We start from the raw sequence: 3143 nt of genomic DNA on the forward strand, positions 1-3143 counted from the left end.
CCGCGCTGGATGCGCCGGGCAATCTCGCCCCGGTTGGCGATCAGAACGCGGGTGAAGCTCATTTCACCCGCCATGACGGAACGCCCTTGTTGATGAAGCTGTTGATGCCTTCGATACCTTCCTCCGTCTCCCACGCATCGGCCAGCCGGTCGGCGGTGTAGATCATGTTGGTCTCCAGATCGTGGGACGCGACATAGGCGATCAGCGCCTTGGTATCGGCCACGGCACCCGGCGCGGCCTGAAGGTGATCATGCACCACCCGGTTCACCGTGGCGTCCAAGTCGCCCGACGCGACAACTTCGGTCAACAGACCGATCCGCTCGGCGCGGGCGGTGTCGAACAACGCCCCCGACAGCATGGTCTCACGCGAATGCACCTTGCCGATGCGGGCCACCACATAAGGCGATATATTCGCGGGCAGAAGGCCCAGCTTGACCTCGGTCAGACCGAAGCGCGCGCCTTCGGCGCCGATGGTGTAGTCGCAGACGGAAATCATGCCGACACCGCCACCGTAGGCCGGGCCGTTGATCCGCCCGATCAAGGGTTTGGGCAGCGTGTCGAGACGGCGCAACAACCGCGCCAGCGTGGCGCTCTGGTCTACCCGTTCGGCACGGGACTTTTCGATGTTTGACGAGAACCAGTTGAAATCGCCGCCCGCGCAGAAGCTCTTGCCCGCGCCGGTCAGGACCACAATACGCACATCGTCATCTGCAGCCAGCTTTTCGGCGGCATCGTATAGCTCTGCGATCAATTCGCCATTCAGCGCATTGTGTTTGTCGGGGCGGTTGAGCGTCAGCGTGGCGACGCCGCGCGCATCAGTTTCGACAAGGATCGTGTTGTAGGTATTGTTCAACTTGAAGCCTCACATTCTGAATACAGGCGTATGGCGACCGGCTTCGGGCACCGATGTCACGATGGCCAGGCACAGGCCAAGGATATCGCGGGTTTGCGCGGGTTCGATCAGCCCGTCATCCCAAAGCCGCGAGGTGGCATAATAGGGATCGGACTGTTCACCATACTGGGCCCGAACCTGCTCCTCGATCAGCTTCATGTCGGCCTCCATCTTGCCCGGGTCGCCCCCTTTCTGGCGGCGCAGTTCCAGCATCACATTTGTAGCGATGTCGGCAGACATGGTGGCCAGTTCCGCCGTGGGCCAGGCAAAGAGAAAATTCGGGGCGAAACCACGTCCGCACATGCCGTAGTTGCCTGCCCCGTATGAGCCGCCCAAGAGGACCGACAGGCGCGGCACCTTGGCAACCGACATGGCATAGACCAGCTTGGCACTGTCTTTGGCAATGCCGCCGCGCTCGGCTTCGGTGCCGACCATGAAGCCCGAGATGTTGTGGAGGAACAAAAGCGGGATGTTGCGTTGATCGCACATCGACACGAATTGCGCGCCCTTGAGCGAACTGTCGGACACAAGCGCCCCATTATTTGCGAGAATGCCCACTCGATAGCCGTGAATCCGCGCGGTGCCGCAGACCAGCGTCTCACCCCATCCGGGCTTGAATTCGCGGAATTCGCCGGCGTCGATCATGCGCAGTAGAACCTCGCGCATGTCATAGGGCTGTTTGCGATCGGCGCTGATGACGCCAAGCAGTTCCTCTGGGTTGCGCGCCGGCGGCGCGCAGGTTGCATCGGGACCCATCGGGCGCGACAGGCCCAGTTCGGATACGATGTCGCGCATCAGAGCAAGCGCATGATACTCGTCCTCGGCCAGATGGTCAGACACACCGGAGACGCGCGAATGCATCTCGGCCCCCCCCAATGTTTCTCCATCAACCTCTTCGTTGATCGCCACCTTGACGATCGAGGGGCCGCCCAGATGGATGCGTGCGTTGCCGCGTACCATGATGACTTCGTCCGACAGGGCCGGGATATAGGCCCCACCGGCCGTGCAGCCTCCAAAGACCGCCGCGATCTGCGGCAGGCCGCTCGCGGACATGTTGGTTTGACGATAAAAGGAATTGCCGAAATGGCGGGCATCGGGGAAAACCCGGTCCTGCTCTGGCAGATAGGCACCGCCGCAATCCACCAGATAGAGGCAGGGCAGCCGGTTCTCGGCTGCGATTTCCTGGGCGCGGATGTGTTTCTGCACGGTTTCGTGATAGAAAGACCCACCCTTCACTGTCGCATCGTTGGCGATCACAACGCAGGGAAGCCCGTGGACGATCCCGATACCGGTCACGATTCCCGCACCGGGCACCTCGCCCCCGTATTGACCGTAGGCGGCAAGCGACGACAGCTCAAGAAACGCAGTGCCCGCATCCACCAGCAGGTCGATCCGTTCGCGGACCAACAGCTTGCTGCGCTTGCGATGCCGCGCGACCATGTCGGGGCGGCCGCCAGCCGTTGCTTCGGCGATCCGCGCGCGCAGCGTTTCGACGCGCTCGCTTTGTGCGGCGTGGTTGCGGGTGTAGGTCTCTGATGCGGTCAGCACCGCTGTTTCAAGACGTGCCATGAAGTCAGGTATCCTGTCTTTGGAGTATCCCGTTGAGGAACACATCGGCATAGGTGCGTGACAACGCATCGGCGCTACCGCGGTCCGGGTCGAACCAATCGAGCGTGGCGTTCAATGTACCGATCAGCATCAGGCGCAGGCGACGGATATCGACGTCTTGCTTCAGCGTGCCATCTTTCTTAAGCTGGGACAGAAGACTGTCCCACTCTGCCTCATAGGCCCTGCGCGTGGGCAAGTTGGCATCCCGGACGGATTGCGGCACCTGCCCGAAAATACGCACATTCGCCGATGTATAATCGCTCACATCAAGAAGCGCGCGCAAATGCGCCCGGATCGCAGAGCGCAGGATCGTTTCGCCATCGGTATCGGCTGGCAGGTCGGTGATGGCGTCTCTCATACTCGCGTGAACGACCCGAATCCCTGCATCAAGAACGGCCGCGACGATCTCGTCCTTGGAACCGAAATGATAGTATATGCTACCCGCCTTGATCCCGGCGGCCTCGGCAATTTTTCGGAGCGAAACGGACCCGTAGCCTTGTTCGCGGAAAAGCCGCGCGGCAATGTCCAGCACCCCGTCCCGTCCAACCGCGCTGCGCGATGTCTCGTTGACTTTGATTGCCGTGTTTTGTGCCATAGACTTTCGTATCGCCCCAACGCCTAACTAACGCCTGTTAGGTTAATA

General features: G+C 61.2%; 3 protein-coding genes. All 3 read right to left on the reverse strand.

The features are described from left to right. Window positions 1–58: 58 nt before the first annotated feature. From MRY75_RS15710 to MRY75_RS15720, 3 genes are read right to left on the reverse strand one after another with little or no spacing between them, the layout of a single operon-like run. Entirely contained in the window at window positions 59–853 is a 795-nt protein-coding gene (locus tag MRY75_RS15710) for a crotonase/enoyl-CoA hydratase family protein (protein WP_027238784.1), read from the reverse strand. Window positions 854–862: 9 nt separating this feature from the next. Beyond that, window positions 863–2461, reverse strand: coding sequence for a carboxyl transferase domain-containing protein (locus tag MRY75_RS15715; protein ID WP_292308952.1), 1599 nt, complete (start codon window positions 2459–2461; stop codon window positions 863–865). A gap of 4 nt (window positions 2462–2465) precedes the next feature. Continuing rightward, window positions 2466–3095: a TetR/AcrR family transcriptional regulator gene (locus MRY75_RS15720; protein WP_292308953.1), complete on the reverse strand. Its 630-nt coding sequence runs from the start codon at window positions 3093–3095 to the stop codon at window positions 2466–2468. Window positions 3096–3143: the final 48 nt, after the last annotated feature.

It is taken from the genome of Marivita sp., assembly GCF_022763305.1.
Classification (GTDB): domain Bacteria; phylum Pseudomonadota; class Alphaproteobacteria; order Rhodobacterales; family Rhodobacteraceae; genus Marivita.

Bases quoted from the DNA above. Each gene is read 5' to 3' on its own strand.
- MRY75_RS15715 (WP_292308952.1), bottom strand. From the start codon at position 2,461: ATGGCACGTCTTGAAACAGCGGTGCTGACCGCATCAGAGACCTACACC.
- MRY75_RS15720 (WP_292308953.1), bottom strand. From the start codon at position 3,095: ATGGCACAAAACACGGCAATCAAAGTCAACGAGACATCGCGCAGCGCG.